Origin of the sequence: Clostridium sp. JN-9 (genome assembly GCF_004103695.1) — a bacterium.
Taxonomy (GTDB): domain Bacteria; phylum Bacillota; class Clostridia; order Clostridiales; family Clostridiaceae; genus JN-9.
Genome location: NZ_CP035280.1, coordinates 1,351,133 through 1,375,651 on the forward strand (window position 1 = coordinate 1,351,133; position 24,519 = coordinate 1,375,651).

Below are 24,519 nucleotides of genomic sequence, written 5' to 3' on the forward strand. Positions count from 1 at the left end.
TTATGAAAATGAAGCTGCCTATGAGATTTAGAATACTTCAGCTTATATGCAATGGAGATCAGGGTAAAAACACCATTGATAGTAAAAAGATAAAGGAAATTATTTTTAAAGAATATGGCAATGAAAGACAATGCAAAGATAAAACAATTAAAAACCACCTTTTGGCATTAAAAGCTGTAGGATTAATAGAAGAAATAAGTGTAACTATAGAAAATGGCAAATTTGTGTCACAGTATGCAGCCACAGGAGAGGGTTTAAAGAGGTTAAATTTAATACCTAAATATGCAAAATAGTTTAAATTTAAGAGGGTGAGTAAAATGAGAGCAATACTATTAGCAGCAGGTATGGGGACAAGATTAAGGCCAATTACCAATGAAACTCCGAAATCTCTTATAAAAATCAATGGAGAACCACTTTTGGAAAGACAGATTAGATTCTTAAGAGAAATTGGAATTGAAGAAATTATTGTTGTAACAGGCTATTTATACGAAAAATTTGAATATCTTAAGGATAAATTCAATGTAAAACTTGTTCATAATGAAAAATATGAAACATATAATAATATTTACACCATGTACTTAGTAAGAGACTTTCTCCCGGATGCATTTGTAATTGATGCCGACACTTATTTATTCAGGAATTATCTGGACAGCTCAATTAAAACATCTACTTATTTTGCAGGTAACAAAACAGTAAATACTGAGGAATGGATGTTAGTTTTTGATGAAAACAATAAGGTAAATGATATTAAGATTTCCAGTGGTGAAGGTTATGTAATGTCAGGGGTGTCCTACTGGACAAAAGCCGATGGTGAGCTGCTTAAGCATAAACTGGAGCAGGTAATTAAAAGCAGCAACTGGCAGGATCTGTACTGGGACAATATTGCCAAGGATAACTTGAAAAATATGGATGTACATATTAAAAAGATAAGTTCTTCTGACTGGTTTGAAATTGATTCTCTGGAGGACCTCAATGCCCTGCGGGCAAAGATTAAAGATTAAAGAACAAAGATTAAATAACAAAGAACAAATATGGACTGATGGATATAGCATCAGTCTATTTTTTTTTGCAAATTGCATTCATTAGAATAATTAATTTATATATGAGTTATCCTATTATATGTTATATAAATGAATTACTTTAGAATTCATAAAAACCAAGATAACAGATAGGAGTAGTGTGAATGAATGAAGGATTAGTAGCATTTGTAAGATCCATAATTGCTTTCTTTTTATTGTTAATATATGCACGTTTTTTAGGTAAGAAACAGATAAGCCAGCTTACTCTTTTTGATTATGTGCTGGGAATTACTATTGGATCAATGGCAGCTTCTTTATCAATAGATTTATCTAGCAGGATGTGGCCCCATTGGGTTGCGCTGACTACATGGACGGCTGCAGGATTAGCAATTGATTTCCTTACAACAAAATCTAAGTTTGCTGCAAAATGCATAGAGGGAGAACCAACAATAATAATAATGAATGGTGTTATTTTAGAAGATAATATGCGTAAATTAAGATATGATGCCTCAAATTTGCTTCAGCAATTAAGAAGCAAGGATATATTTGATTTAAGTGAAGTTCACTTTGCAGTGCTGGAGCCAAATGGTGAGCTTTCCGTGTTAAAAAAACCAGAATTACAGCCTGTTACACCAAAAGATATGAACATTTCTGTGCCTAAAACGGGACTGGGAATAGAATTGATTTACGATGGCATAGTTGTAGATTTAAATTTAAAACAAATAAATCGTGATATCTATTGGTTAATGTCTGAACTTAAGAAATTCGGGGTAAAGGATCCTTCTGAAGTATTTTTAGCAACATATGAAGCCTCGGGTTCTTTATATGTAGACAAATACAAGGATAGAATAAAAAAGCCTATAATTGTAGGAGATTTTAAGGGACCATATTAGCATTTTCATTTTGCATACAAAAATCAGCATAATAAATTATACTGGAGGGATAGAGATGAGAAAATTCTTTGTTATATTTGCTCCTATAGTTATAATAGCAATTTCCATAATAGTTGCCCTTAGCGGCACATTTCTTAAGAAACCTATGAAAGGGTGGGATAATGTTCCAGAGCATATGGAAACAACTACAAAGGCAATAATGGCAGATGACTGGGCGTTAGCGGAACAAAGTGAGAGTAAATTAGAAACAGCATGGAAGGCTGTTATTAAAAGAATTCAATTTAGCGGCGAAAGAGATGAAATGCACGAATTAACCGTAAGTATTTTTCGGCTTAAAGCTTCTATCACTTCTAAAGACAAATCTTCAGCTTTAATGGAATTAAGTGAAGCCAAGGAACATTGGGATGGATTATGTAAATAGCAGTCAATAAGTGTAAGGTGCATATGTAAATTTTAAATAGACATAAAAAAGAGGAGCATATAATATTTTCTCCTCTTTTACATTTTAATATAAATTATTTAATGCTGTTTATATTGAGGTTCCTGCTGTTCAATATATTTCTGTCTTCCTTTTAGTGTTGTCAGAGCACAATCCAGGTTTTGAGCTATTTGCTGAAAATCCTGTTTTGCGTTTTTATCATCTGTTTCCAGGGCAAAAGTTTTCATTGTTGCAGCAGCACTTTGTATACCTGCAATAGCCTGCTCCATTTGTGTTCCTACTGTCATAATTATCACCTCCTTTCAATGCACAGCCATAATTTTATATTTCTATTGATACAGCATGTGCAACGCAAGGTATGCTTTCTTTCTGCTGGTAGGATAAAGGTGATAATAATGCACCAGTTGCAACAATTAATATTCTCTTTATCTCTCCCCTGAGCATACGTTTAAGGAAATGTCCATAAGTAACTGAGGCTGAACAGGCGCATCCGCTGCCCCCAGCCATTACAGGCTGATTTTTGTTATATATCAATAGTCCGCAGTCTGTAAATATTTCACTTGGAATTATAAGCCCATGTTTTTTTAAAAGTTCACTGGCAATTTTATGACCAACACTGCCTAAATCTCCAGTAGCTATAACATCATAATAAGAAGGTTCTATACCTAAGTCCCTAAAATGGGCTTCTATAGTATCTACTGCTGCAGGTGCCATTGCTGCTCCCATATTAAAAGGATCCGTAAGCCCCATGTCTATTACTCTGCCAATAGTTGCTGAAACAACCCTTGGACCCGTACCTTTTTGAGCTATTAAACCTGCCCCTGCTCCTGTAACTGTCCACTGAGATGTGGGAGGCTTTTGACCGCCATATTCTGTAGGATATCTGTATAGTTTTTCTGCAGCCATATTGTGGCTGGATGCTGCAGCTATTACGTATTCTGCACTTTTACTGTCCACTAGCTGAGAAGCTAGTGCAAGACCCTCCATTGAACTTGAACAGGCACCATATATACCTAAATAAGGTATGCCAAGAGTACGAGCGGCAAAACTGCTGGATATAATCTGATTCATTAAGTCGCCGCTTATAAAAAACTGAATATCCTCTTTTTTCATATTTGATTTGTTAATTGCTATTTCACAGGCTTGTTCTATCATCTTTTTTTCTGCCTTTTCAAAGCTTTCCTGCGCAAGCCATGTATCTCCATGAAGAACATCGAAATCATCAGCCAGAGGTCCTTTTGCCTCGAATGGCCCTCCTACTGCAGCTGAAGCTATAATTACTGGTTTTGAATTAAAAATCCAGGTTTGATGACCTTTAAGCATTTACATACCACCTAACCACTTAATAGTTATTTTTACTAATGCAACAACGAACGCTGAAAAAACTCCATAAGTAATTACAGGACCGGAAAGTTTAAACATATTTCCTCCGACTCCCAGTACATATCCCTCAGTTTTATGCTCAATTGCAGCAGATGCCATAGTATTGGCAAATCCTGTAACAGGAATAGCTGTACCTGCTCCTGCCCATTGTGCAATATGATCAAAGACACCTAAAGCAGTAAGTAAAACTGAAATTATAATTAATACTGCTGTAGCAGGATCTCCTGCAGTTTTCTCTGTAAATCCGAAATATTTTATGAAAAACCACTGCAGCAACTGACCAATTGTGCATATAAAACCTCCAACTAAAAAGGCTCTTATACAATTTTTAAAAACGGGCCTTTTAGGTTCAGCTTCCTTAGCAAAATCCTGATATTCCTGCTGAGTGGGAGTAAGTTTTTTCTTCTTTTTATTTGACATAACACTACCACCTTTTATATAATTTCATTTAGTAAATCACTATTTAAGCGAGCAAAAATACTGATGCTTCTACAGTTTTTTGAGAAGCCTAATAGCTGATTTACTTGAAATCTATTTAGCGTAATAAATATGGTTCTAATTTATCCATAATTTTTTTTAGTTTCTTTGCATTCACAGAATACATATTTTTTATTTTAGGATCTCCACTTTCCAGTGAAAAAGTGAGAAGATCAGCCTGGCATTTTGAAATACCTGCATACAGCAGCTCTTTTACCTGGGGTTTATTAACTTGTATTGAATCGTCAAACAGGTCAATAAATAAATCACCGGAAGAGTCTATCTGAGCAATAAAAACATTATCAATACTTACTCCGGATTTTGAAAGCTCGGAATTCAGCCACTGTCTATTTAATCCTCTGGCTGACAGAGGTTCATCGAGAATTTTGCCGTCTAATATTACTGCCTGGGGCTCAGATAAGGGGGCAACCTTCCTTTGTAAGTCATGAGGTGTAACAGGCTTTTTGTCCGACTTTAATAAAACATTTATCTCACCGGTATTTTCCATTACAGCAAACTCCACATCTGCCAGATTGAAAGTATTTCTTGATCTCAATTCCCTTAAAAGCTCCTCCCCAGTGAATCTTACTTCTTTTAAATGCTCTTCCATAACCTTCCCGTCTTTAATTAATACTGTTTCTTTTCCATTGATTAAGTCATGAAACCACTTGCTCTTTAGCGATAGATAATCTAAAATAAAATTTAATATAATCCAGGTTCCTAAAGCAATGGAGCAAAAAACCATATTTGTTATGAAACCTAATATAAATAAAGAGATAATAATTGAAATTACAATATAACTTACAAATTTAAAAGGGGTTGCCCTGGAAACACTTCCTTTGCCCATAAGCCTTATTATTGTCAGAGTTATAAAAAATAAAATTATGGTTCTTAACAGTACTATAATCCAACTTTGCATAGAAATTTCCTTTCTTAGTTACCCTTATACTGGGGTTCTTCAAACTCCATTATTTTTATCCTGTATTCTAAATCCTTAATAACTGACTCGGCAGTTTCCAGAGATTTTTTATATACTATTCTATCTTCTTCGTTTTTGCTTTGCAGAGAATATAGCCTTAATGTGCTTTCTATACCTTTTAATTCTGCCAATGTCTGCTTTACTTTAGAGCCAATTGTCATTTTCCTTTCCCTCCATATGAAAATATTAACCTTTAGGTTTAAATATCAATGCTGCAATAAATGCAAAGATTATAGCAGATGAAATTCCAGCACTGGTTATTTTGAATATTCCTGTGAGAATTCCTATTACACCAACCTGCTCTGCCTCTAGTAATGCGCCCTTAACAAGAGAATTTCCAAAGCTGCTTATAGGTACTGAGGCCCCTGCACCTGCAAACTTAATAAGAGGTTCATATAATCCAAAGCCACCCAGAATTGCTCCTATTACTACAAAAGTACATGTAGTGTGTGCAGGCGTAAGTTTAAATATATCCATCATTAATTGTCCCAGAACGCATATCCCGCCTCCAATAATGAATGCCCATAGTAACTTTCCCATTTCAGTAAATCTACATCCTTTCTTTTTAACATAATTTAGCTTTACCATATGAATTTAAATTATTCATAAATAAAATATATACTTTATGGATAAATTTACATTGTATGAATTTATATATATATGGCATATTAAATAGTGTAAGGAACATAATGGTTGAGCAAAGATTTATATATGATTCTGAAAAGGGTTGTATATAAGTCCGCCAAAGATTATTTATAGGTCGGAAGGCTTATATATAGTCAGAGGGAAGATCTCACAGGGTAATGAAAGGTTTTATTATAGTCAATAATCCTAGCCCTTGGCAAAGATATTGATTATAATATGATTCCGGCTTATCCTTTAGGGGTCGAGCTAAGATTATGCAGGGTGCCATAGTGGTTATATGCAGCCCACAGGTTGTATCTGGCTGTATGGTATTCTGCATAGTTGAACGAAACATTAGTATAGGTAATGACTTGCTTTGTTATGACCGAAAGATCATAGCATGGTAATAAATTATCTATATTGGTGCAAGGTACACCATTATGTTCTTTACATTTTTTTTTGCTTTAAATGTCAGACATACTCTTCATTTTATTTAAAAATATCACCTATACTTAAAATTTATGTTGAAAATGTATTCATGTTTACCTTATTATTAAAATAGGGTGATTTGATGATTAAAAGTAAAAGTATGTCGAAAAAATTTATCAGCAGTTTTATTCTATTTATTGTAATACCCTTCTTTATCATTATTATCATTATTAACAGATTATATGAAGGAGTCCTGGTTTCACATTACAATGAAAAAACTGAACAGATTATGGTGCAATTATCTAATGATATTGAAATTGAGCTTAGACGAATTAATCTTTATACTGCAAAGGTTTCCAATGAACAGGAATTATTACCACTTGTAAATAGCTGGTACCATGAAAAGGATTCAGTTAAAAAGCTTGAAACTTCTGAAAAGATTGAAGCAAAACTTGATTATTTATTTGCCTACCAGGGAGAAATAAATTCAATAGTGTTTTTTTCAAAAAACGGTGAAGTATTTAAATATAAGGATCCTCTTTATAAAAATGATTCTGATGTAAAAAATAGTTCTTTGTATAAGGAATGTATAAGCAATAATGGAAAAGTATTAAGTATAAATAATTTTAACAGCTCTAGTGATGTAAATGCCGGCAGGATAGATTTTTTAGTTGGGGTTAGCCCGGAATATAATTGGTACAATTCAGATACGGAGTTTATATATTTCGAAATTAAAACAGATGTGCTGAATTCAATTTATTCAAGATTTACAAATGATACTGTAGGGAAAATGATAATAGCTGATTCTAAAGGTAATATTGTAATATCACCAGATAAAAGCATGCTTGGAAAAAATATTTCAGAAGTAGAGTATCTTAATAAAATTAACAATAAGAATAATGATTACGATTCTTATAAATACAGGTATAAAAAAGATATTAAGTATATATCAAAATATACTTCGGGGAAGTCAGCATGGACTGTAATTAATATTATTGATTATAATGCTCTCACAAAGGATACGTCAAATATTACAAAAGCACTGCTTATGATATTTGTAATATTTAATATTTTATTTATTTTGTACTCTAAAATGCTATCTAAAGATATTATTAAACCAATAAAAGAACTTGTGAAAAAAATGAAAGGTGTTAAGGATGAAAAACTTGAAGAGATTACAATTATAGATAGCAATCTGGATGAAATTAATGAACTGGGAAGAAGCTATAATAAGATGATTAATGATATTAAGAATCTTATGGCAGAGAGAGATTTGAAGGAAAGAGAGCGCTCCAGAGAAGAAATTAAGATGCTTCAGGCTCAGATTAATCCTCATTTTATTTATAATACATTAAATGTAATTAAATTAATGGCCATGATATCAAAGGCGGAAAACATCAGGAAGGTAACAGATTTATTCATGAAACTACTTCAGGCAACCTTTAGAAGTTCATCAACATTTGTTACAGTAAAAGAGGAACTGGAGTATCTTGATAATTATGCAGATATAATGAAGGTGAGATTTGGAGATAATTTCAATATGGTTATTAATGTAGAAGATAATGTGAAAGATTTATATATTATCAAATTAATTTTACAACCCTTAGTTGAAAATGCAATTATTCATGGAATCAATGATATAGATAGAGAAAAATATATTACAATTTCAGGCTTTCTAAAGGATAAAAATTTAATTTTTCAAGTTGAAGATAATGGGGTTGGAATGACAGAAGACGAGATGAAAAATGTTTTGAATAATACAAAAATAAGCAAGACAAGCTTTAATCATATAGGATTAAATAATGTTGAGAGCAGGGTTAAACTTAATTGTGGACAAGATTATGGATTAAAAATTGAAAGTGAGAAAAATAAGTTTACAAGAGTAACACTTATACATCCTATACTAACAGAGAAGGAGCGATAATAATGTACAAAATGCTTTTGGTTGAGGATGAACCTATTGTAAGGCTTGCACTAAAGTCTTTAGTGGATTGGAATAATTATGGTTTCGATGAAGTTTTAGAATCTTCTAATGGTAAAAAGGCTTTAGAAATAATGAAATCCAGGGGAGATATTGATATTGTAATTACCGATATTAATATGCCTGTTATGAATGGTATTGAACTTATTGAAGAAGGCAAAAAGCTTGGAGGTGACACTGAATTTCTAGTGTTAAGTGCCTATGATGACTACTCACTTGTAAGAAGTGCTTTTAAACTTGGTATAAATGATTATATTTTAAAAACAGAAATGGAGCCGGACAAAATTGTTAAAATGGTTATGACAGCTTTAGAGAAGAAAAAAGGAAGCAGTAATAATAAGAGCACTATTGATAAAAATGAGCTTATCAGAAAATTCATTGCTGGAGATTTAAACAGGGAGGAGCTTAATTCCAGCATACTAAAACTAAAAGGAGATTATTATATTTGCTGCTCCATTCTAATAGATAACTTTAAAATTATTAAAAAAAGATATGAGGATAATGACCTAAGGGAACTCATAAGCTCTGTAGTAAATGCAGTTTATCAGGTTCTTGAAACTGTAAATACAGGGGAGGTTATACCATTATCTTCAGAAGAATATGGTATCATTTTAGCCTTTGAATCTTCAATGGAAAACCATATAGAAGATAAACTGGCAGAAATTCTAAGTAAGATCAGGATTGCTCTTTTAAATTTCTTAAACATTGAAGAAACAATTGGCATAAGTGAGGTAAATAAGGATATATCAAAGATAAAGATTCTTCTTGATGACGCACGAAGAAATGCCCGTCTTAGATTCATCTATGGAAAAGGAAAGGATATTTATCCTAAGGATGAAGAACGGGTTGATAATATAAAGAAAAACAAGAATAATAATATAACACAGCAGATAGTTATTGAGATGGTTAAAGAAAATGGAATACTTGAGGCTTTGGATAGTTTAGATGAAGAAAAATGCATAGATGAAATGAAAAGAATTTTTAAATTGAAAGAGCTGTCATTTACAGGAGACATTGAAAGCTTTTATATATATTATTTGGAAATAGTACTAATGATTGTTCAGTATGTAATTAAGGATGAGGAAAATAATTGTGAGGGTATTATTGGGGAAGATATAGATTTTTACAGCGAAATAAGAAAATTTGATACTACAGCTGAAATAGAAGAGTGGATGATGAATTTTCTGAAAACCCTAATTTCTTCATTAAAGAAAATGAATACAATAGAAAGTGAAGCAATTAAGCAGGCAAAGGATTTTATTCAAAAAAACTATGATTCCAAAGTTACCCTGGATATGGTAAGCAGAGAGGCAGGCTTTAGCAAGACATATTTCAGCAGGATATTTACAGAACAAACAGGAGATAACTTTACTACTTATTTAACTAATGTAAGAATAGAAAAAGCTAAAGAACTTTTGACTAAGACTGAAATGAAAATATATGAAGTCTGCGAGCATACAGGATATCCTAACATAGAGCATTTCAGCAGAACATTCAAAAAAATTGTAGGAGTAAGTCCTATACAGTATAAAAATAACTACATGAGAAGGTGATATTGTGAAAGGATTATTTAGCTTTGATGGTCCTTTGTATGGGTTCTGCATATTGATATATGAAACCTTTATGCTGAATTTATTATGGATTTTAGGAAGTCTGCCAATACTTACAACAGGAGTTTCCACATCTGCATTATATTATGTTTATGGTAAAAAGGTGGGGGGAAAAAGCTATAACATATATAAGGATTTTGTTAAAGGATATAAGGAAAGCTTTAAGCAGGCTTTCCCTGTTGGAGCAGTTATAACTGTGGTTTTATCCTTTAGTATTTTTAATTTATATAAATTAAATAAAATGGGAAGTGCATATAACTCACTTAAAATGCTGCAATTATTTATTATACTGCAGATACTTATCATAAGTGTTTTCCTCTTTCCTCTAATAGCCAGATTTAATATGGGATTATATGATCTTATTAAGAATTCAGTTATTTTAGCTTACAAGAATATAATTGTAAGTTTAAGTTCCATAGTAATACTTACGGCTCTTAGTGCATTTACTATGTACAAGTTATCCTTTGCACTATTTGCCATGAGTATTTATGTTTATGTATCATCTTATTTTATTAAAAAGGTATTTAAAAAATATGTTATATAATAGTTTTGATTTTGGGACACTGCAGCAGTGTCCTTTATATTTTTATATTATCATAATAAATATCAAAAAAGCATTAATATATATCATTCAATAAAAGTGTAAGAATATTTAAAATATAAGTATAAAGGTTAGGGGGGAAAAAAGATGAAAAAAAGTTTATTAAAAAAATTAAGCCTGGTTTTAACATCCACAATACTGTTCGGCACAGTTGCTGTAGGATGTTCAAATTCAAAAAGTGCTACAGCTGACAGTGGTAAAAAGGTGACACTGAAGCTTGCCCTTTGGGGAGAAGGAGACTATAAGTATTTAACTGAAACAAACAATTTGGCTGAAGCATATAAGAAAGATCATCCAAATGTAACTATCCAGATAGAACATATAGCTCCAAAGGAATATGACAATACAATGAAAATAAGAAATACAGCTAATCAGCTGCCAGATGTATTTCCTATCAGGCAGGCTCAGCTTTCTCTTTATGGAGATGTAATGGTGCCATTAAATGATTTAAAGGCAACCCAAAATAATATTTATGCTAAACAAACAATGATTAAAGGTAATGTTATTGGTATACCTCAGGCTGCTTTCAATGAATTCGTTTTCTATAACAAAAATATTTTTAAAGAATATAACTTACAAGTACCTAAGACCTGGGATGAATTTTTGAAGGTCTGCCAGACAATAAAAGATGGAAAGAAATATACGCCGCTATTAATAGGCGGAAAGGATGGATGGCCGGATTATCCATTTAATGAATATATGCCAATGCTTGAAGCCGGAGACGGACAATATTACAACAAGATGGCAGCTAAAGATGATCCTTTTACAAAAGGACAGCCATTCTACAATGCATATGAAAAAATACAAAAGCTATATGATGCTAAAGTATGCGGAGATGACCCTCTTGGATATGGATGGGATCAGGAAAGAGCAATGTTTGTAGCAGGAAAAGGTGCAATGATGGCAGCTGGTTCATGGTATAAAGATGATTATGATCAAAATGGTGGAAAAGACGATAATTTAGGAGCTTTCTTACTGCCAACAAGGAATACTATCAGCGATCCATTTTATACTACTGCAATGACTGAGTTCTTCTGGGGAATTCCTAAGACATCCAAAAATCAAAAGGAAGCAAAAGAATTCCTGGAATGGTTCTTTAGCAGTGATTACTATGCTAAATTTGTTGGTACATTAAAACAAAGACCTACAGTTAAGGGTGTTAACTATGATGACAAGTTCTTTGATGAGGCATTTAAAGGTGTTGATGCTAAGCCAATAACTATTTTCTATGATGAAAACTTTAACAAGATAATGAATGCCATGAAATTTGACGTTAAAGGAATAGGTCAGCAGCAGATGGCAGGAAAGACAAGCTTAGATTCAATTATGAATGATTTAAATGCACAATGGAAAAAAGCAAGAGGTAACTAATAAATAAAATAATTAATTTAAGAAGAATAAGGTACCTATAGCTGCTTTATTCTTCTTTTAATTAGGAGGCATGTATGTTTAAAAATAGCGATGTTAAAATGCAAAAAAAAATAATATTAGTAACCTTCTTATTTATACCAACTATTTTAATACTAATGTTTATGATATATCCACTTATAAAGTTAATAGGTTTAAGCTTTACAAATTGGGACGGATTAAGCCCCACATATAAATATGTAGGATTTAAAAACTTTAAAAAGATAATATTTGATTCTCCGGAAGTTTGGGCAGCTTTAAAAAATAATGGAGTGTATTTTGTTGGCCATATACTTTTTATACCAATAGAATTATTTATAGCATTTTTACTTGACAACAGAGTAAGATGCTGCAAGATGTTTAAAACAATTACTTTTTTACCTTATATAATAAATGGAGTAGCAGTGGCATGTATGTTTTCATTTCTATACAGCTCCCAGGATGGAGTATTGAACAGTGTGCTTCAATTTTTTAACTTAGGTAAAATTGGATGGCTCAGTGATCCAAATATCGTTAACTATTCTTTGACGGCAGTTTCACTGTGGAGATTTTCAGGTATTCATATAATATTGTTTTTAGCAGCCTTTCAGTCACTTCCTCCAGATATGACTGAGGCAGCTGTCATAGATGGTGCTAATAGCTTTCAGCAGTTTTACAGAATTGTACTGCCAAATATTAAGCCTGTAGTTGAAATAGTATTGTTTTTGAATGTAAGAGGTGCTCTTCAGGTATTTGATATTCCATATGTAATGACAGCTGGTGGACCAAATCATGCCAGTGAAACATTTACAGTGCAGACAATAAATACAGCATTTCAGTATGCGGACTTTGGGAGAGCCTGTGCAATGGCTGTTGTGTTAATGATAATAATTATAATTTTCTCTGTTATTCAACAGAAATTGTTTAACCTAAAGGGGTGATAATATGGAAGGAAACATTGTAACCAATAAAAAAACTATATTTAAAACAGCTAGGAAAAAAGTCAATGGCTGGGAAGTATTAAAAGTATTATTGTTCGTATTCATTGCAGCAATAGTTATTTTACCAATGCTTATAACTTTATTTGCATCCTTTAAAACACTGCCTCAGATTGGAGCTGAATCAGCACTTAAGCCGCCATCTGTCCTTAATCTTGACAATTATAAAGATGTTATTAAGAACAATCATGTTTTTACAGGATTAAAAAACTCAACCATATTAGTGGTAGTATCAGTAGTTTTAAATTCCTTGCTAAGTACAATGGTAGCTTACTGTTTAACAAGATTTAATTTTAAGCTGAAAAAGGTATATCTTGCTGTTTTCTTAATAGGAATGGTAATTCCAGGTACAGTTACTGAAATATCAAGATTCGGAATTATGGTTAATCTTCATGTTTATGATACTCTTTTAGCACCAATACTCATTTATGCAGGGGCAGATTTAATGCAGATATATATTTATAATCAATTTTTATCACAGATTCCAGTTTCAATAGATGAAAGTGCTATGATGGATGGAGCATCATATTTCACAATATATTGGAAGATAATATTTCCTATGGTTGTACCAGCTACAGCTACACTGGGAATACTGAAGGCGGTAGATGTGTTAAATGATATGTATATTCCATTCCTATATATGCCAGGTGCAAACCATAAAACTCTAAGCACTATGCTTTTTGCCTGCATACAGGATCCAAGGACTTCCTCAATTCCAAAGCTTAGTGCGGCAGCAGTTATAGTTATGATTCCAACACTTCTGATATACTTTATATTTCAAAAGTTTATATTTAGCGGCATAGCAGCAGGTGCTGTAAAAGAATAGTTCTTAATAGGAGGAGTTCATGTATGGAAACTTTAAATAAAGGCAGATTTACTATGCCGGCAGAAGCAGGTATTGATAATGAAGTTAAAAAACTTATAGCAAAATGGGGTGCAGATGCCATCAGAAATAGTGATGGAACTGTGCTTCCAGATGAATTAATGGATATGGCAGTTAAAGTTTATACAACATATTTAACTGTAAGAAATGATCAAAAGTGGGCCTATTCCCATAAAAATCAGTTACAGATGCAGTACTTAATGTCTAAACATAATATTGCAGTAAAAGACACATTGGACATAACACCTTTAGAAGGATATTTTCACAGGCAATTTGAAATTGATAAAAATCATGATTTTAAAAGATATTGGGAAGTAATAGACAGATCTACAGGTGAGGTTCTGAATGAAAGCAGCTGGTATTTTGACAGTGACAGGGAAACAGTAGTCATCACAAATGTTAAAAGATGGCACAGATATACAGTAAGCTTTTTAGCATATCAGGTATGGGACACAACTCAAATGTATAATCATTTGACAAATAATTGGACTACACCTCCTGAGATGCCTTATGATGCAATTCATGAAGAAACCAGAGAACATATATTTAACTATTTGGAAAACTGGCTAAAAGAAAATCCAAGTGTAGATGTAGTGAGGTTTACCACATTTTTCTATCACTTTACTATAGCCTATAATGACAAAGCTAAGGAAAAATTTGTTGACTGGTTTGGTTATAGTGCAAGCGTCAGCCCTGAGGCAATAGATGAATTTGAAAAGGTAAAAGGCTATAAGCCCAGAGCAGAAGTTTTTGTTGATGAAGGATACTATAATACTCCATTTAGAGTGCCTTCTAAGGAATTTTTAGACTGGATGGATTTTGTCCAGGGATTTGTGGCTGAAAATGCTAAAAAGTGTGTGGATTTATGCCACAGCTATGGAAAAGAAGCTATGATGTTCTTAGGTGACAACTGGATTGGGACAGAACCTTATGGAGATTATTTTGAAAAAATCGGAGTGGATTCTGTAGTAGGTTCTGTAGGAAGCGGTGCAACCTTAAGACTGATTTCAGATATTCCTCATGTTAAATATACAGAGGGAAGATTCCTTCCATACTTCTTTCCGGATACCTTTTATGAAGGTGGAAATCCTACAAAAGAAGCTGTGGAGAATTGGGTACAAGCTAGAAGAGCCATACTAAGAAAACCAGTGGATAGAATGGGATATGGAGGATATTTAAGCCTTGCTCTTAAATTCCCTGATTTTGTAGATAAGGTAGAAGAAATTGCCAATGAATTCAGAGAAATCCATAATAAAATGAATGGGACAAAAGCTTATACTGGAAGATTCAAGGTGGCTGTTCTCAATGTCTGGGGAAAGCTGAGAAGCTGGCAGTGCAACATGGTTGCCCATGCGTTATGGTACAAGAAAATATACTCTTATGTAGGAGTGTTAGAATGCTTAAGCGGAATGCCTTTGGATGTAGTATTCATGAGCTTTGATGATATAAAGAAAAATGGCATACCAGATGATATAGGTGTGATTATTAATGCTGGTGATGCTGGAACAGCCTGGTCAGGGCACAATTATTGGATAGATGATGATGTTACAGGTAAAATCAGACAATGGGTATATAATGGCGGAGGCTTCATTGGAGTAGGAGAGCCCACAGCATACCAGCATCAGGGAAGGTACTTTCAGCTGTCAGATATATTAGGTGTAGACAGAGAAATGGGATACACATTAAGCTGTACAAGGCATGATAAGGCTTATGAGGGGAAGCACTTTATCCTTGAAGATCAAAATTCAGAAATAAACTTTGGTGAAGGAATGAAGTATGTATATGCCACTTCGGAAAGCACTAAGATTCTTTCAATGGACAAAGATGATATAAATCTTTCTGTAAATGAATTTGGTAATGGCAGAGCAGTATACATTTCAGGACTTCCATATACACCAGAAAATGTGAGATTACTACTTAGATCAATTTACTTTGCAGCATCAAGAGAAGAAGAGATGTTTAACTGGTATACATCAAATTGTAATACAGAGTGCGCAGCATATCTGGACACAGGAAATGCAGCAGTTATAAATAACTCAGATAAAGATCAGGAAACAGAACTTTATATGGATAAAAATAATACTATAAAGTTAATTCTTAAGCCATATGAAATAAAATGGCTGAATATTTAAAAAGCATAAGGAGAAATTTTTATGATAAATGATAAAATTAAAGGCTTTTTCTATGGTGCAGATTATAATCCAGATCAATGGAGCGAAGAAACATGGATAGAAGATATAAGACAAATGAAAATACATGGAGTAAATGTTGTAACACTGCCTGTATTTTCATGGGCAAAGCTGCAGCCAAGTGAGAATGAATTTGATTTTTCCTGGCTTGATAAAATAGTAAATCTTTTATATGAAAATGGAATATATGTTAATATGGCAACTCCAACGGCTGCTCAGCCTGCCTGGATGGATAAAAAATATCCTGAAATCACAAGAACAGATATAAATGGCCATAAACGTAAGCATGGGGGCAGAGTGAATTTTTGCCCTAACAGCCCTGAATACAGAAGACTTTCTAAATCTATAGCATCAAAAATGGCTGAACACTATAAGGATAATCCAGCAATTGTTTTGTGGCATGTTAACAATGAATATGGAGCTTACTGTTATTGTGAAAATTGCAGACAAGCTTTTATAAAATGGTTAAAAAATAAGTATATAAACTTAGAAAACCTGAATAAATGCTGGTATACAAGCTTTTGGGGTCATACAATATATGACTTTGATGAAATTGAAGTGCCATCTGCTTTAACAGAAATATTACCGGGAGCATTAGCAGGAAGGGACGGAACTTATTTTCAGCCCATAGCAATAGACTATAAAAGATTTATGTCTGACAGTTTATTAGAATGCTTTAAAGGAGAAGCTTTGGAAATAAGAAAATATCATAAAGATACACCTATAACTACCAACATATGGAGTGTAAGCCATGAGTTGGACTTATTTAGATGGGGAGAACAATGTGATATTGCTTCCTGGGACAGTTATCCATCAAATAAGGATCATCCAAGCTTAATTGCCTTTAAGCATGATGTTATAAGAGGATTAAAAAAAGGCAAACCCTTTTTATTAATGGAGCAGACACCAAGTCAGCAGAACTGGCAGCCCTATAATGCTCAAAAGAGACCAGGGGTAATGAGGCTGTTAAGTTATCAATGTATAGCACATGGCGCTGATGGAATAATGTTTTTCCAGTGGAGGCAGTCACTTGGAGCCTGTGAAAAATATCATGCTGCCATGGTGCCTCATGTTGGACATGAAAATACAAGAATTGGAATAGAACTCACTCAGTTAGGAATGGAATTAAGGAGCCTTCAGGATAAAATCATTGATTCTAAAACTGAATCAGAGATAGCTTTCATTATGGATTGGCCTAATTGGTGGGGAGTTGAATATTCCAGCGGCCCCAGTGTGGATTTAACATATATTGATAGAATTATGAAATACTACAGAGCACTATATGATTTACATATTTCTGTAGATATAGTTGAACCTACAGCAGATTTATCAAAATATAAAATAGTAATTGCCCCTGTTTTATATATGGTTAGTGATGAATCCATAGCAAACATAGAAAAATTCGTAAGTGATGGAGGTACATTTATAACAACATTCTTCAGCGGCATTGTGGATGAAAATGATATTGTGAGATCTGGGGGATATCCAGGTGCCTTTAGGAAACTTCTTGGAATATGGGTAGAAGAAGTGGATGCATTGTATCCTGAAATGAAAAATGGAATAAAGACAGGAAAACAGATGGATACAAGTGAAAAAAGCTATGAATGCAAACTTATATGTGAGGTGCTTCATAGTGAAAATGCTGCTGTACTTGGAACCTTCACAGAAGACTATTATAAAGGCTTTCCTGCTATAACAGAAAATGCTTATGGAAAAGGAAAAGCTGTATATGTGGCATCGGAACCAGAGGATGATTTAATAAAAGTTTTATTAGAAAAATATTGCAAAGAGAAGAATATCCAGCCTATTATTAAAACTAATGCTGATGTAGAGATAACAAGAAGAGTAAAGGATAACAATGAATATATATTTATATTAAATCACAGCAGCTGTGTGCAAAAGATATCACTTCAGGAAAAAACATATATTAATTTGCTTAATGGTGATATATTAAAAAATGAAATTGAAATTGAATCAAAGGAAGTATTGATCTTAAATGATTCAATAGTAAATTCATAATTTAGTATAAAAACATTTTAGGGGGATGGTTAAAATTAATAACATTATATGCTTTGATATAGGCGGGACCTTTATAAAATATGGAGTTATTACTGAAGATGGTGGTATATTATGCAAGGATAAAACACCTACACCTAAATCTCTTTGCAAAGTTAATATACCAAAAAAGTTATGTGAAATAATAAATAACTTAAAAGAACAATATGGCATTAAATATGCAGGAATAAGTACAGCTGGACAGGTAGATATTCAGAAAGGAGAAGTAGTAGCTGGAGCTATTAATTTTGCTGACTACAGCGGGGCTAAGCTGGCAGAGGAAATACTAAAAGAAACAGGTGTGAAAGCATTTGCTGAGAATGATGTAAATGCTGCTGCACTTGGAGAAATGTGGGTTGGTGCTGCAAAGGATATTGACACTTTTGTCTGCCTTACCTTGGGTACAGGCATTGGAGGGGCAATTGTTATAAACAGAAAACTAATCAGAGGTGTTGGCGGATATGCTGGTGAAGTAGGACATATGACAATAAACTTCAATGGAGAAAAATGTAATTGCGGTTTCCAGGGATGCTTTGAGAACTATGCCTCTACATCAGCTTTAGTAAAAAAATATAATGAAGCAGTAAAAGCAGAAGATAATCTGTCAAATGGTGAAGAGGTAATGCAGAAAGTTCGACAGGGTAATACAATTGCATGCAATATATATAAAGAGTATTTAAATAGCTTAGCAGCTGGTTTAGTAAATTTAACTCATATACTGGACCCAGGGACTATAGTTATTGGGGGAGGAATAGCTGCACAGGGAGATAAATTTTTTAATGAGGTTAACAGCTTATTTCAAAAGAAAGTAATGGAGCCTTACAGAGGATATACAAAAATAATTAAAGCAGGTCTTAATAATGATGCAGGGTTACTTGGAGCATGTTATATAGTTAAAGACAGGCTGAGTCATTAATTTTAATCCCGGCAGATTTAAAAGGAGAGATGAAAATGTCAATATTAATTACAGGTGGTGCAGGCTATATAGGCAGCCATACTGCTGTGGAATTACTTGAAAAAGGTTATGAGATAGTTGTTGTAGACAACCTTATTAATAGCAGTGAAGAATCACTAAATAGAGTAAAAAAAATAACTGGACGAGATTTCAAGTTTTATAAATCTGATTTACTTGATAAAGAATCTTTAAGAAAAATGTTTAAAGAAAACAATATTGATTCTGTTATACATTTTGCAGCACTAAAGGCTGTAGGAGAATCTGTTTCCATTCCATTAAGATACTACAATAATAACCTTATGAGTACATTGAATTTATGTGAAGTTATGAATGAATTTAATGTAAAGAAGCTTGTATTCAGTTCATCGGCAACGGTTTATGGAAATCCAGAAACTGTTCCAATATCTGAGGATTTTCCTCTTAGTGCAACAAATCCGTATGGAAGAACAAAGCTTATGATTGAAGATATTCTCAGGGATTTATATATATCAGATAATAGCTGGAATATAGCTCTGCTTCGTTATTTTAATCCTATTGGTGCCCATAAAAGCGGGCTTATAGGCGAAGACCCTAAGGGCATACCTAATAATCTGGTTCCATATATAGCACAGGTTGCATGTGGAAAACTTCACTGTCTGAATGTACTTGGAAGTGATTATCCAACAAAAGATGGCACAGGAGTAAGGGATTATATTCATGTAGTTGACTTGGCAGAGGGGCATATTAAAGCACTTGAAAAATTAAATTCAAATCCAGGAATACAAGCTTATAACTTAGGTACAGGCAATGGATATTCAGTGTTAGAAGTAGTACAGGCATATTCTAAGGCCTGCGGCAGGGAAATACCTTGCAAAATAGTAGAAAGAAGACCTGGAGATGTGGCTTCCTGCTATGCTGACACACAAAAAGCAAAAAAAGATCTGGGATTTACAGCAAAAAGAACAATTGATGACATGTGTAAAGATTCATGGAATTGGCAGTCAAATAATCCTAATGGATATGAGGATACAAATAAATATCAGAAGTGAAAGGAGAATTCTCATGGTAAAACCAACTTTAGTAATAATGGCAGCAGGAATGGGAAGCAGATATGGGGGATTAAAGCAAATAGACCCCGTTGGGCCAAATGGCGAGATTATAATGGATTATTCCATCTATGATGCCATAAAAGCAGGCTTCGGAAAAGTAGTGTTTATAATTAAAAAAGAAATCGAAGATACCTTTCGTGAAACTATAGGAAACAGAATAAGTAAAATTATTGATACTGATTATGTATATCAGGAGGTTAATAAGGTACCTTCAAATTTTAAGGTACCGCAAGGCAGAATTAAGCCATGGGGTACAGCTCATGCAGTTTTATGCTGCAAAGATGTTGTTAATACACCTTTTGCTGTAATAAATGCAGATGATTTCTATGGATCTACATCTTTTGAGGAAATAGGAAGATTTCTTTCTCAGGTTAAGGATGATAAAGAGTTTTATAACTATGCTATGGTTGGCTTCAAGCTTGAAAATACTCTTACTGAGCATGGAAGCGTTGCCAGAGGTATATGTAATGTAGATGATGAAAATTATTTAATTAATATAACTGAAAGAACCCAAATTAAGAAATTTGAAGATGCTGCAAAATATACAGAGGACGGCGAAGACTGGATTGACATTCCAAAGGGAAGTACAGTTTCAATGAACACCTGGGGATTTACTCCAAGTATATTTGAAGAATTAGAAAAAGGTTTTACAAAATTCCTGGAAGATGATAAGGAAGATATATTAAAGGCTGAGTATTTCCTTCCAAGTGTTGTTGATAATCTTATAGCAGAAGGCAGGGCAAAGGTTAAAGTTATAACTTCCAGGGAACAGTGGCACGGAGTTACTTACAAAGAAGATAAGCCACATGTTAATAAGGCAATTAATGATCTTATAAACAACGGAGTATATCCAGAAAAGTTATGGAAATAGATACTTAATTTTAATAAGTGCGGTGCAGGAATACAGGGGGATAAAATAATGGATATTAATGAAATAGTAAAACAATTCAAATTCAGCGGCAGATTTATAAAAGCAGTGCCATATGGTTTTGGTCATATAAACAGTACTTTTTCAGTTTATTTTGAAAATGAAGATTACTCTATTCATAGATATATTCTTCAAAAAATAAATACTAAGGTTTTTAAATCACCAGAAGATTTAATGGAAAATATAGAAAATGTAACAGCACACATAAAGAATAAGATAATGGCCAGCGGAGGAAATCCAAATAGAGAATCATTAATAATCGTATATACAAAGGATGGAAAAAGCTTTTACAAAAGTGAAAATGGTGACTGCTTTAGGGCTTATATATTTATTGAAAATGCCAAAACTTATCAGCTTGTTGAAAACCCAATGCATCTTTATAATTCTGGAAAAGCCTTTGGTAAGTTTCAGCAGCTTCTTTCAGATTTTCCAGCAGAAAAACTGCATGAGACTATTCCTGACTTTCATAATACCGTAAAAAGATATGAAACATTTTTAAAATCAGTTGAAAAGGATGTTAAAGGAAGAGCAGCAGAAGTTAAGGATGAAATAAAGTTTGTAATGGACAGAGCTGATGACACAAATGTTCTTTTAGATCTTCTTAATGAAAATAAACTGCCACTACGTGTTACCCACAATGATACTAAATTCAATAATGTATTAATAGATGATATTACAGGAGAAGGCATTTGCATAATAGATTTGGATACAGTTATGCCTGGCCTATCCTTATATGATTTTGGGGATTCCATAAGATCTGGAGCTGCCACTGCAGAAGAAGATGATACTGACCTTTCAAAGGTAGGCATAAGTCTTGAATTATTTGAGAATTTTACCAGAGGATTTATAGAATCAGCAGGAAAATCACTTACAGACATGGAAATAAAACTTTTACCCTTTAGTGGAAAACTATTAACCTTCGAGTGTGGTATAAGATTCCTTACTGATTATTTAGATGGTGATGTTTACTTTAAAATTCACAGAGAAAAACACAACCTTGAAAGAGCAAGAAATCAATTTAAAATGGTAGCTGATATGGAAACAAAGTTCCAGCAAATGGAGGCTATTGTAAGCAAAGTATGCCAATAATGAAATTACCCCTTTGGGAATCTAATTGCCCTTAGGGGTAATTTCAGTGTATAATGATTTCTGGAGGTGAACATTGATGATCACTATTGTATATTATATATTAGCAATTATATTAGTAAGTACTGTGATTTCTTTAGGATCAAATATAAAAAGGAATAAAGAAATTAAGAAAAGAATTGAAACAAATTGGGGAGAAGAGGTGGAAGAAAAATATAGCGAAGATGACTTAAAAACCATTGCAGAATATTTTAATAATAAAAAGAATGCAGAAGAGAATAAATTTTTCATTGATGAAATTACCTGGAATGATTTAAGCATGGATAGTATTTTTAAAAAGATAAACACTACTGAAAGCAGTCCAGGTGAACAGTGCTTATATAATATTTTAAGGGAACCTTTATTCAATGAACAACAACTTAAACAAAGGGATAAATTAATAAATTTTTTTAAAGAACATGAAGATGAAAGAAAGAAAATACAATATATACTTGCTAAGTTAGGTAAAGAAAGAAGCTGCCTTATATCAGATTATTTTTATAACAAAGATGAAAAAATAAAATCAAATTTAATGTATTATAGAATTTTGGCTGTAATGCCTTTTATATGTATAGGTGTAATGTTTTTAAATGCACAAATTGGTGTAATTGCTATTTTAACAGCTATTTTAGTGAATATGTATACATATTATCGGGGAAAAATGAAGTTAAGCTATAAGCTTGAATCATTTAAGTACATAATACAAATAATTAAATATGCTGATTTAATTCTAAAAGAAGACATAAAAGAATTGGAAAGTTATAATGTGAAATTAAAAGAGGCCTTTCATGAATTAAGAAGCATAAAAAATGTATCATTTAATGCAGGAAATAATGGTACAGATGTTGGAATAATGAATGAATACATAGGTATACTTTTACTTAGAGATTTAATTAATTATGAAAAAATGTCAGATATGCTTAAGAAAAAAAGTAATGAGTTTAAAAATATATTTGAAGTTATAGGCACTATAGATAGTTTAATTGCCATAGCATCCTATAGAAAAAGGGTAAATTATTACGTTACCCCGGAATTAACCAAATGCATCAACAAGCAGGAGCAAATCAGCACATTTAGGGATATGATTCATCCTCTTATAAAGAAATCCATACCTAATTCCCTGGAAATGACAGATTCAATTTTAATAACAGGATCCAATGCATCAGGGAAATCTACTTTTTTAAAAACACTGGCTATAAATATTATTTTTGCCCAGACAATATACACCTGCTTAGCTAAAGAATTTAGATGCTGCTATTTTAAGATATATACTTCTATGGCTTTAAAGGATGATATATTCAATAAAGAAAGTTATTATATTGTAGAAACCAGATCTTTAAAGAGAATTATTGATGGTGTAAATGAAGAAATACCTACAATTTGCTTTGTGGATGAAATACTTCGAGGAACTAATACCATAGAGAGAATATCCGCTTCTTCCCAGGTGCTGAAATATTTAACTTTAAATAATTGCATATGTGTTGCTGCAACTCACGATGTTGAACTTACACATATATTAGAAAAATATTTTACAAACTATCATTTCCAGGAAGAAATTGAAAATAACGAAATAACCTTTGATTATAAAATGTATAAAGGAAGATCTACCACTCAAAATGCCATAAAGCTTTTAGGAATTTTAGGATATAATGATACTATTGTACAAAAAGCACAAGCAAAGGCAGATAAGTTTTTAAATGATGGTGTATGGGAGGCAGAATAAATAACAAAGATTAAAGAACAAAGAACAAATATTGTTGTTTTGCCTCTGGGCAAAACCACATTCTTTAATCTTTAATCTTTAATCTTTAATCCTTAGTTTAACGGTTTTTTACACAAAAAGCTGCATATCTGAATTTAACGCTATATTTAAATAGTCTGCAGCAGTTATAATCTGAAATTCTGGGATAAACTCCTCTTGTTTAAACCCCATAACTTCCACCGACATTTTACATCCATAGAATTTAACTCCTTTTTTTATTGCCCCCTTTAAAAAGTCAATAAGTCTTGGAGTTTCTGTATCTTCCATCATCTTTTCAAGCATTGCCTTACCCATACCAGCCATATTCATTTTTGATAAGCCCAGTTCTTCAGGGCCCTTAGGAGTCATTGTACTAAACATTTTCTCATATGCTGTTTTATGTTCTAATGTGATTTTTTCAGGGTCTCTTAAAATGAAAAGCCCCCAAAAGGCACAAAATATGCTTACTTCAACATTAAGCTCTCTGGCAGCATTTGCAATTGTTAAAGCCGCTAATGCCTTATCATATTCTCCGCTAAAAAGAAGCAGACTTAATTTTTTACCTTTTACATTATTATCATCCATTTTGTAATCACCTCCTTAAGTTTAATGATGTTACAAATAGGTGAAAATTATTCAAATTGATAAATAAAATAAAAAAGATATGCTGTCATAAGAAAAATGACACAATCTTCACTTAAATTCATAAAATAGTAACAGAGAATTAAGAGTTAAA

Annotated in this window: 24 protein-coding genes; 17 read left to right on the top strand and 7 right to left on the bottom strand. The window is 32.7% G+C overall.

Translation table 11 applies throughout. From position 1 onward, the window contains the following. The first annotated feature begins 2 nt into the window (after window positions 1–2). The 4 genes from EQM05_RS06440 to EQM05_RS06455 all read left to right on the top strand — a co-directional run bounded on the left by EQM05_RS06440 (window position 3) and on the right by EQM05_RS06455 (window position 2,333). Entirely contained in the window at window positions 3–293 is a 291-nt protein-coding gene (locus tag EQM05_RS06440) for a hypothetical protein (protein ID WP_128749261.1), read from the top strand. A 24-nt stretch (window positions 294–317) separates the two neighbouring features. Then, window positions 318–1,001, top strand: a complete 684-nt coding sequence (locus EQM05_RS06445) for an NTP transferase domain-containing protein (protein ID WP_128749262.1) — start codon at window positions 318–320, stop codon at window positions 999–1,001. A gap of 182 nt (window positions 1,002–1,183) precedes the next feature. Further along, window positions 1,184–1,912, top strand: coding sequence for a DUF421 domain-containing protein (locus EQM05_RS06450; protein ID WP_128749263.1), 729 nt, complete (start codon window positions 1,184–1,186; stop codon window positions 1,910–1,912). 55 nt (window positions 1,913–1,967) lie between these two features. Beyond that, window positions 1,968–2,333: a DUF4363 family protein gene (locus EQM05_RS06455; RefSeq protein ID WP_128749264.1), complete on the top strand. Its 366-nt coding sequence runs from the start codon at window positions 1,968–1,970 to the stop codon at window positions 2,331–2,333. A gap of 98 nt (window positions 2,334–2,431) precedes the next feature. On the opposite strand, the gene EQM05_RS06460 is transcribed toward EQM05_RS06455, so the two are convergent. From EQM05_RS06460 to spoVAE, 6 genes are all read right to left on the bottom strand, one after another. Continuing rightward, complete coding sequence (locus EQM05_RS06460) at window positions 2,432–2,638, bottom strand: DUF1657 domain-containing protein (RefSeq protein ID WP_128749265.1); 207 nt, start codon at window positions 2,636–2,638, stop codon at window positions 2,432–2,434. 34 nt (window positions 2,639–2,672) lie between these two features. Then, window positions 2,673–3,674, bottom strand: a complete 1,002-nt coding sequence (gene spoVAD / locus EQM05_RS06465; RefSeq protein ID WP_128749266.1) for a stage V sporulation protein AD — start codon at window positions 3,672–3,674, stop codon at window positions 2,673–2,675. Further along, complete coding sequence (gene spoVAC, locus EQM05_RS06470; protein ID WP_128749267.1) at window positions 3,675–4,154, bottom strand: stage V sporulation protein AC; 480 nt, start codon at window positions 4,152–4,154, stop codon at window positions 3,675–3,677. It abuts the gene before it with no gap. 115 nt (window positions 4,155–4,269) lie between these two features. Next, window positions 4,270–5,130 carry a DUF421 domain-containing protein gene (locus EQM05_RS06475; RefSeq protein ID WP_128749268.1) on the bottom strand — a complete coding sequence of 287 codons (861 nt, stop codon included), beginning with the start codon at window positions 5,128–5,130 and terminating at the stop codon, window positions 4,270–4,272. A gap of 14 nt (window positions 5,131–5,144) precedes the next feature. Next, a complete protein-coding gene (locus EQM05_RS06480) occupies window positions 5,145–5,351 on the bottom strand; it encodes a DUF1657 domain-containing protein (protein WP_128749269.1) in 207 nt (68 codons plus the stop codon). 25 nt (window positions 5,352–5,376) lie between these two features. After that, entirely contained in the window at window positions 5,377–5,730 is a 354-nt protein-coding gene (gene spoVAE / locus EQM05_RS06485) for a stage V sporulation protein AE (RefSeq protein ID WP_128751053.1), read from the bottom strand. 673 nt (window positions 5,731–6,403) lie between these two features. Between spoVAE and EQM05_RS06490 the strand changes: the two genes are divergently transcribed. The 13 genes from EQM05_RS06490 (at window position 6,404) to EQM05_RS06550 (ending at window position 23,765) form a co-directional block, all read left to right on the top strand. Further along, on the top strand, window positions 6,404–8,167 hold the full coding sequence (locus EQM05_RS06490) for a sensor histidine kinase (protein ID WP_164917224.1): 1,764 nt from the start codon (window positions 6,404–6,406) through the stop codon (window positions 8,165–8,167). A 2-nt stretch (window positions 8,168–8,169) separates the two neighbouring features. Next, window positions 8,170–9,777: a response regulator gene (locus tag EQM05_RS06495; protein ID WP_128749271.1), complete on the top strand. Its 1,608-nt coding sequence runs from the start codon at window positions 8,170–8,172 to the stop codon at window positions 9,775–9,777. A gap of 4 nt (window positions 9,778–9,781) precedes the next feature. Continuing rightward, window positions 9,782–10,378, top strand: a complete 597-nt coding sequence (locus tag EQM05_RS06500) for a DUF624 domain-containing protein (protein ID WP_128749272.1) — start codon at window positions 9,782–9,784, stop codon at window positions 10,376–10,378. A 144-nt stretch (window positions 10,379–10,522) separates the two neighbouring features. Then, a complete protein-coding gene (locus tag EQM05_RS06505; protein WP_128749273.1) occupies window positions 10,523–11,806 on the top strand; it encodes an ABC transporter substrate-binding protein in 1,284 nt (427 codons plus the stop codon). Between the two features lie 74 nt (window positions 11,807–11,880). Further along, the gene (locus EQM05_RS06510) at window positions 11,881–12,762 is read left to right on the top strand and encodes a sugar ABC transporter permease (RefSeq protein ID WP_128749274.1); all 882 of its coding nucleotides are present in this window, start codon (window positions 11,881–11,883) and stop codon (window positions 12,760–12,762) included. A 4-nt stretch (window positions 12,763–12,766) separates the two neighbouring features. After that, entirely contained in the window at window positions 12,767–13,645 is an 879-nt protein-coding gene (locus EQM05_RS06515; RefSeq protein WP_128749275.1) for a carbohydrate ABC transporter permease, read from the top strand. 23 nt (window positions 13,646–13,668) lie between these two features. Continuing rightward, window positions 13,669–15,834 carry a 1,3-beta-galactosyl-N-acetylhexosamine phosphorylase gene (gene gnpA / locus EQM05_RS06520; protein WP_128749276.1) on the top strand — a complete coding sequence of 722 codons (2,166 nt, stop codon included), beginning with the start codon at window positions 13,669–13,671 and terminating at the stop codon, window positions 15,832–15,834. Between the two features lie 21 nt (window positions 15,835–15,855). Next, window positions 15,856–17,910: a beta-galactosidase gene (locus tag EQM05_RS06525; RefSeq protein ID WP_128749277.1), complete on the top strand. Its 2,055-nt coding sequence runs from the start codon at window positions 15,856–15,858 to the stop codon at window positions 17,908–17,910. A 25-nt stretch (window positions 17,911–17,935) separates the two neighbouring features. Continuing rightward, a complete protein-coding gene (locus tag EQM05_RS06530; protein WP_128749278.1) occupies window positions 17,936–18,862 on the top strand; it encodes an ROK family protein in 927 nt (308 codons plus the stop codon). A gap of 35 nt (window positions 18,863–18,897) precedes the next feature. Then, complete coding sequence (galE, locus tag EQM05_RS06535) at window positions 18,898–19,929, top strand: UDP-glucose 4-epimerase GalE (protein WP_128749279.1); 1,032 nt, start codon at window positions 18,898–18,900, stop codon at window positions 19,927–19,929. 13 nt (window positions 19,930–19,942) lie between these two features. Then, window positions 19,943–20,860, top strand: a complete 918-nt coding sequence (locus EQM05_RS06540) for a sugar phosphate nucleotidyltransferase (RefSeq protein WP_128749280.1) — start codon at window positions 19,943–19,945, stop codon at window positions 20,858–20,860. A gap of 48 nt (window positions 20,861–20,908) precedes the next feature. Beyond that, window positions 20,909–22,006 (top strand): phosphotransferase, encoded by a 1,098-nt coding sequence (locus EQM05_RS06545; protein WP_128749281.1) that lies wholly within the window; start codon window positions 20,909–20,911, stop codon window positions 22,004–22,006. A gap of 76 nt (window positions 22,007–22,082) precedes the next feature. Then, a complete protein-coding gene (locus EQM05_RS06550; protein ID WP_128749282.1) occupies window positions 22,083–23,765 on the top strand; it encodes a DNA mismatch repair protein MutS in 1,683 nt (560 codons plus the stop codon). A 108-nt stretch (window positions 23,766–23,873) separates the two neighbouring features. Here EQM05_RS06550 and EQM05_RS06555 read toward each other — a convergent pair whose 3' ends face one another. Next, window positions 23,874–24,368: a DsrE/DsrF/DrsH-like family protein gene (locus EQM05_RS06555; protein ID WP_128749283.1), complete on the bottom strand. Its 495-nt coding sequence runs from the start codon at window positions 24,366–24,368 to the stop codon at window positions 23,874–23,876. Between the last annotated feature and the right edge of the window lie 151 nt (window positions 24,369–24,519).

What these genes read in the sequence shown, in the direction of transcription:
- EQM05_RS06505 (WP_128749273.1), top strand. Translation starts at nt 10,523, where the DNA reads ATGAAAAAAAGTTTATTAAAAAAATTAAGCCTGGTTTTAACATCCACA.
- EQM05_RS06530 (WP_128749278.1), top strand. Translation starts at nt 17,936, where the DNA reads ATGGTTAAAATTAATAACATTATATGCTTTGATATAGGCGGGACCTTT.
- EQM05_RS06555 (WP_128749283.1), bottom strand. Translation starts at nt 24,368, where the DNA reads ATGGATGATAATAATGTAAAAGGTAAAAAATTAAGTCTGCTTCTTTTT.
- EQM05_RS06440 (WP_128749261.1), top strand. Translation starts at nt 3, where the DNA reads ATGAAAATGAAGCTGCCTATGAGATTTAGAATACTTCAGCTTATATGC.
- EQM05_RS06460 (WP_128749265.1), bottom strand. Translation starts at nt 2,638, where the DNA reads ATGACAGTAGGAACACAAATGGAGCAGGCTATTGCAGGTATACAAAGT.
- EQM05_RS06515 (WP_128749275.1), top strand. Translation starts at nt 12,767, where the DNA reads ATGGAAGGAAACATTGTAACCAATAAAAAAACTATATTTAAAACAGCT.
- EQM05_RS06455 (WP_128749264.1), top strand. Translation starts at nt 1,968, where the DNA reads ATGAGAAAATTCTTTGTTATATTTGCTCCTATAGTTATAATAGCAATT.
- EQM05_RS06450 (WP_128749263.1), top strand. Translation starts at nt 1,184, where the DNA reads ATGAATGAAGGATTAGTAGCATTTGTAAGATCCATAATTGCTTTCTTT.
- EQM05_RS06445 (WP_128749262.1), top strand. Translation starts at nt 318, where the DNA reads ATGAGAGCAATACTATTAGCAGCAGGTATGGGGACAAGATTAAGGCCA.
- EQM05_RS06550 (WP_128749282.1), top strand. Translation starts at nt 22,083, where the DNA reads ATGATCACTATTGTATATTATATATTAGCAATTATATTAGTAAGTACT.
- EQM05_RS06540 (WP_128749280.1), top strand. Translation starts at nt 19,943, where the DNA reads ATGGTAAAACCAACTTTAGTAATAATGGCAGCAGGAATGGGAAGCAGA.
- spoVAD (WP_128749266.1), bottom strand. Translation starts at nt 3,674, where the DNA reads ATGCTTAAAGGTCATCAAACCTGGATTTTTAATTCAAAACCAGTAATT.
- EQM05_RS06475 (WP_128749268.1), bottom strand. Translation starts at nt 5,130, where the DNA reads ATGCAAAGTTGGATTATAGTACTGTTAAGAACCATAATTTTATTTTTT.
- galE (WP_128749279.1), top strand. Translation starts at nt 18,898, where the DNA reads ATGTCAATATTAATTACAGGTGGTGCAGGCTATATAGGCAGCCATACT.
- EQM05_RS06525 (WP_128749277.1), top strand. Translation starts at nt 15,856, where the DNA reads ATGATAAATGATAAAATTAAAGGCTTTTTCTATGGTGCAGATTATAAT.
- spoVAE (WP_128751053.1), bottom strand. Translation starts at nt 5,730, where the DNA reads ATGGGAAAGTTACTATGGGCATTCATTATTGGAGGCGGGATATGCGTT.
- EQM05_RS06480 (WP_128749269.1), bottom strand. Translation starts at nt 5,351, where the DNA reads ATGACAATTGGCTCTAAAGTAAAGCAGACATTGGCAGAATTAAAAGGT.
- gnpA (WP_128749276.1), top strand. Translation starts at nt 13,669, where the DNA reads ATGGAAACTTTAAATAAAGGCAGATTTACTATGCCGGCAGAAGCAGGT.
- EQM05_RS06510 (WP_128749274.1), top strand. Translation starts at nt 11,881, where the DNA reads ATGTTTAAAAATAGCGATGTTAAAATGCAAAAAAAAATAATATTAGTA.
- spoVAC (WP_128749267.1), bottom strand. Translation starts at nt 4,154, where the DNA reads ATGTCAAATAAAAAGAAGAAAAAACTTACTCCCACTCAGCAGGAATAT.
- EQM05_RS06495 (WP_128749271.1), top strand. Translation starts at nt 8,170, where the DNA reads ATGTACAAAATGCTTTTGGTTGAGGATGAACCTATTGTAAGGCTTGCA.
- EQM05_RS06490 (WP_164917224.1), top strand. Translation starts at nt 6,404, where the DNA reads ATGTCGAAAAAATTTATCAGCAGTTTTATTCTATTTATTGTAATACCC.
- EQM05_RS06545 (WP_128749281.1), top strand. Translation starts at nt 20,909, where the DNA reads ATGGATATTAATGAAATAGTAAAACAATTCAAATTCAGCGGCAGATTT.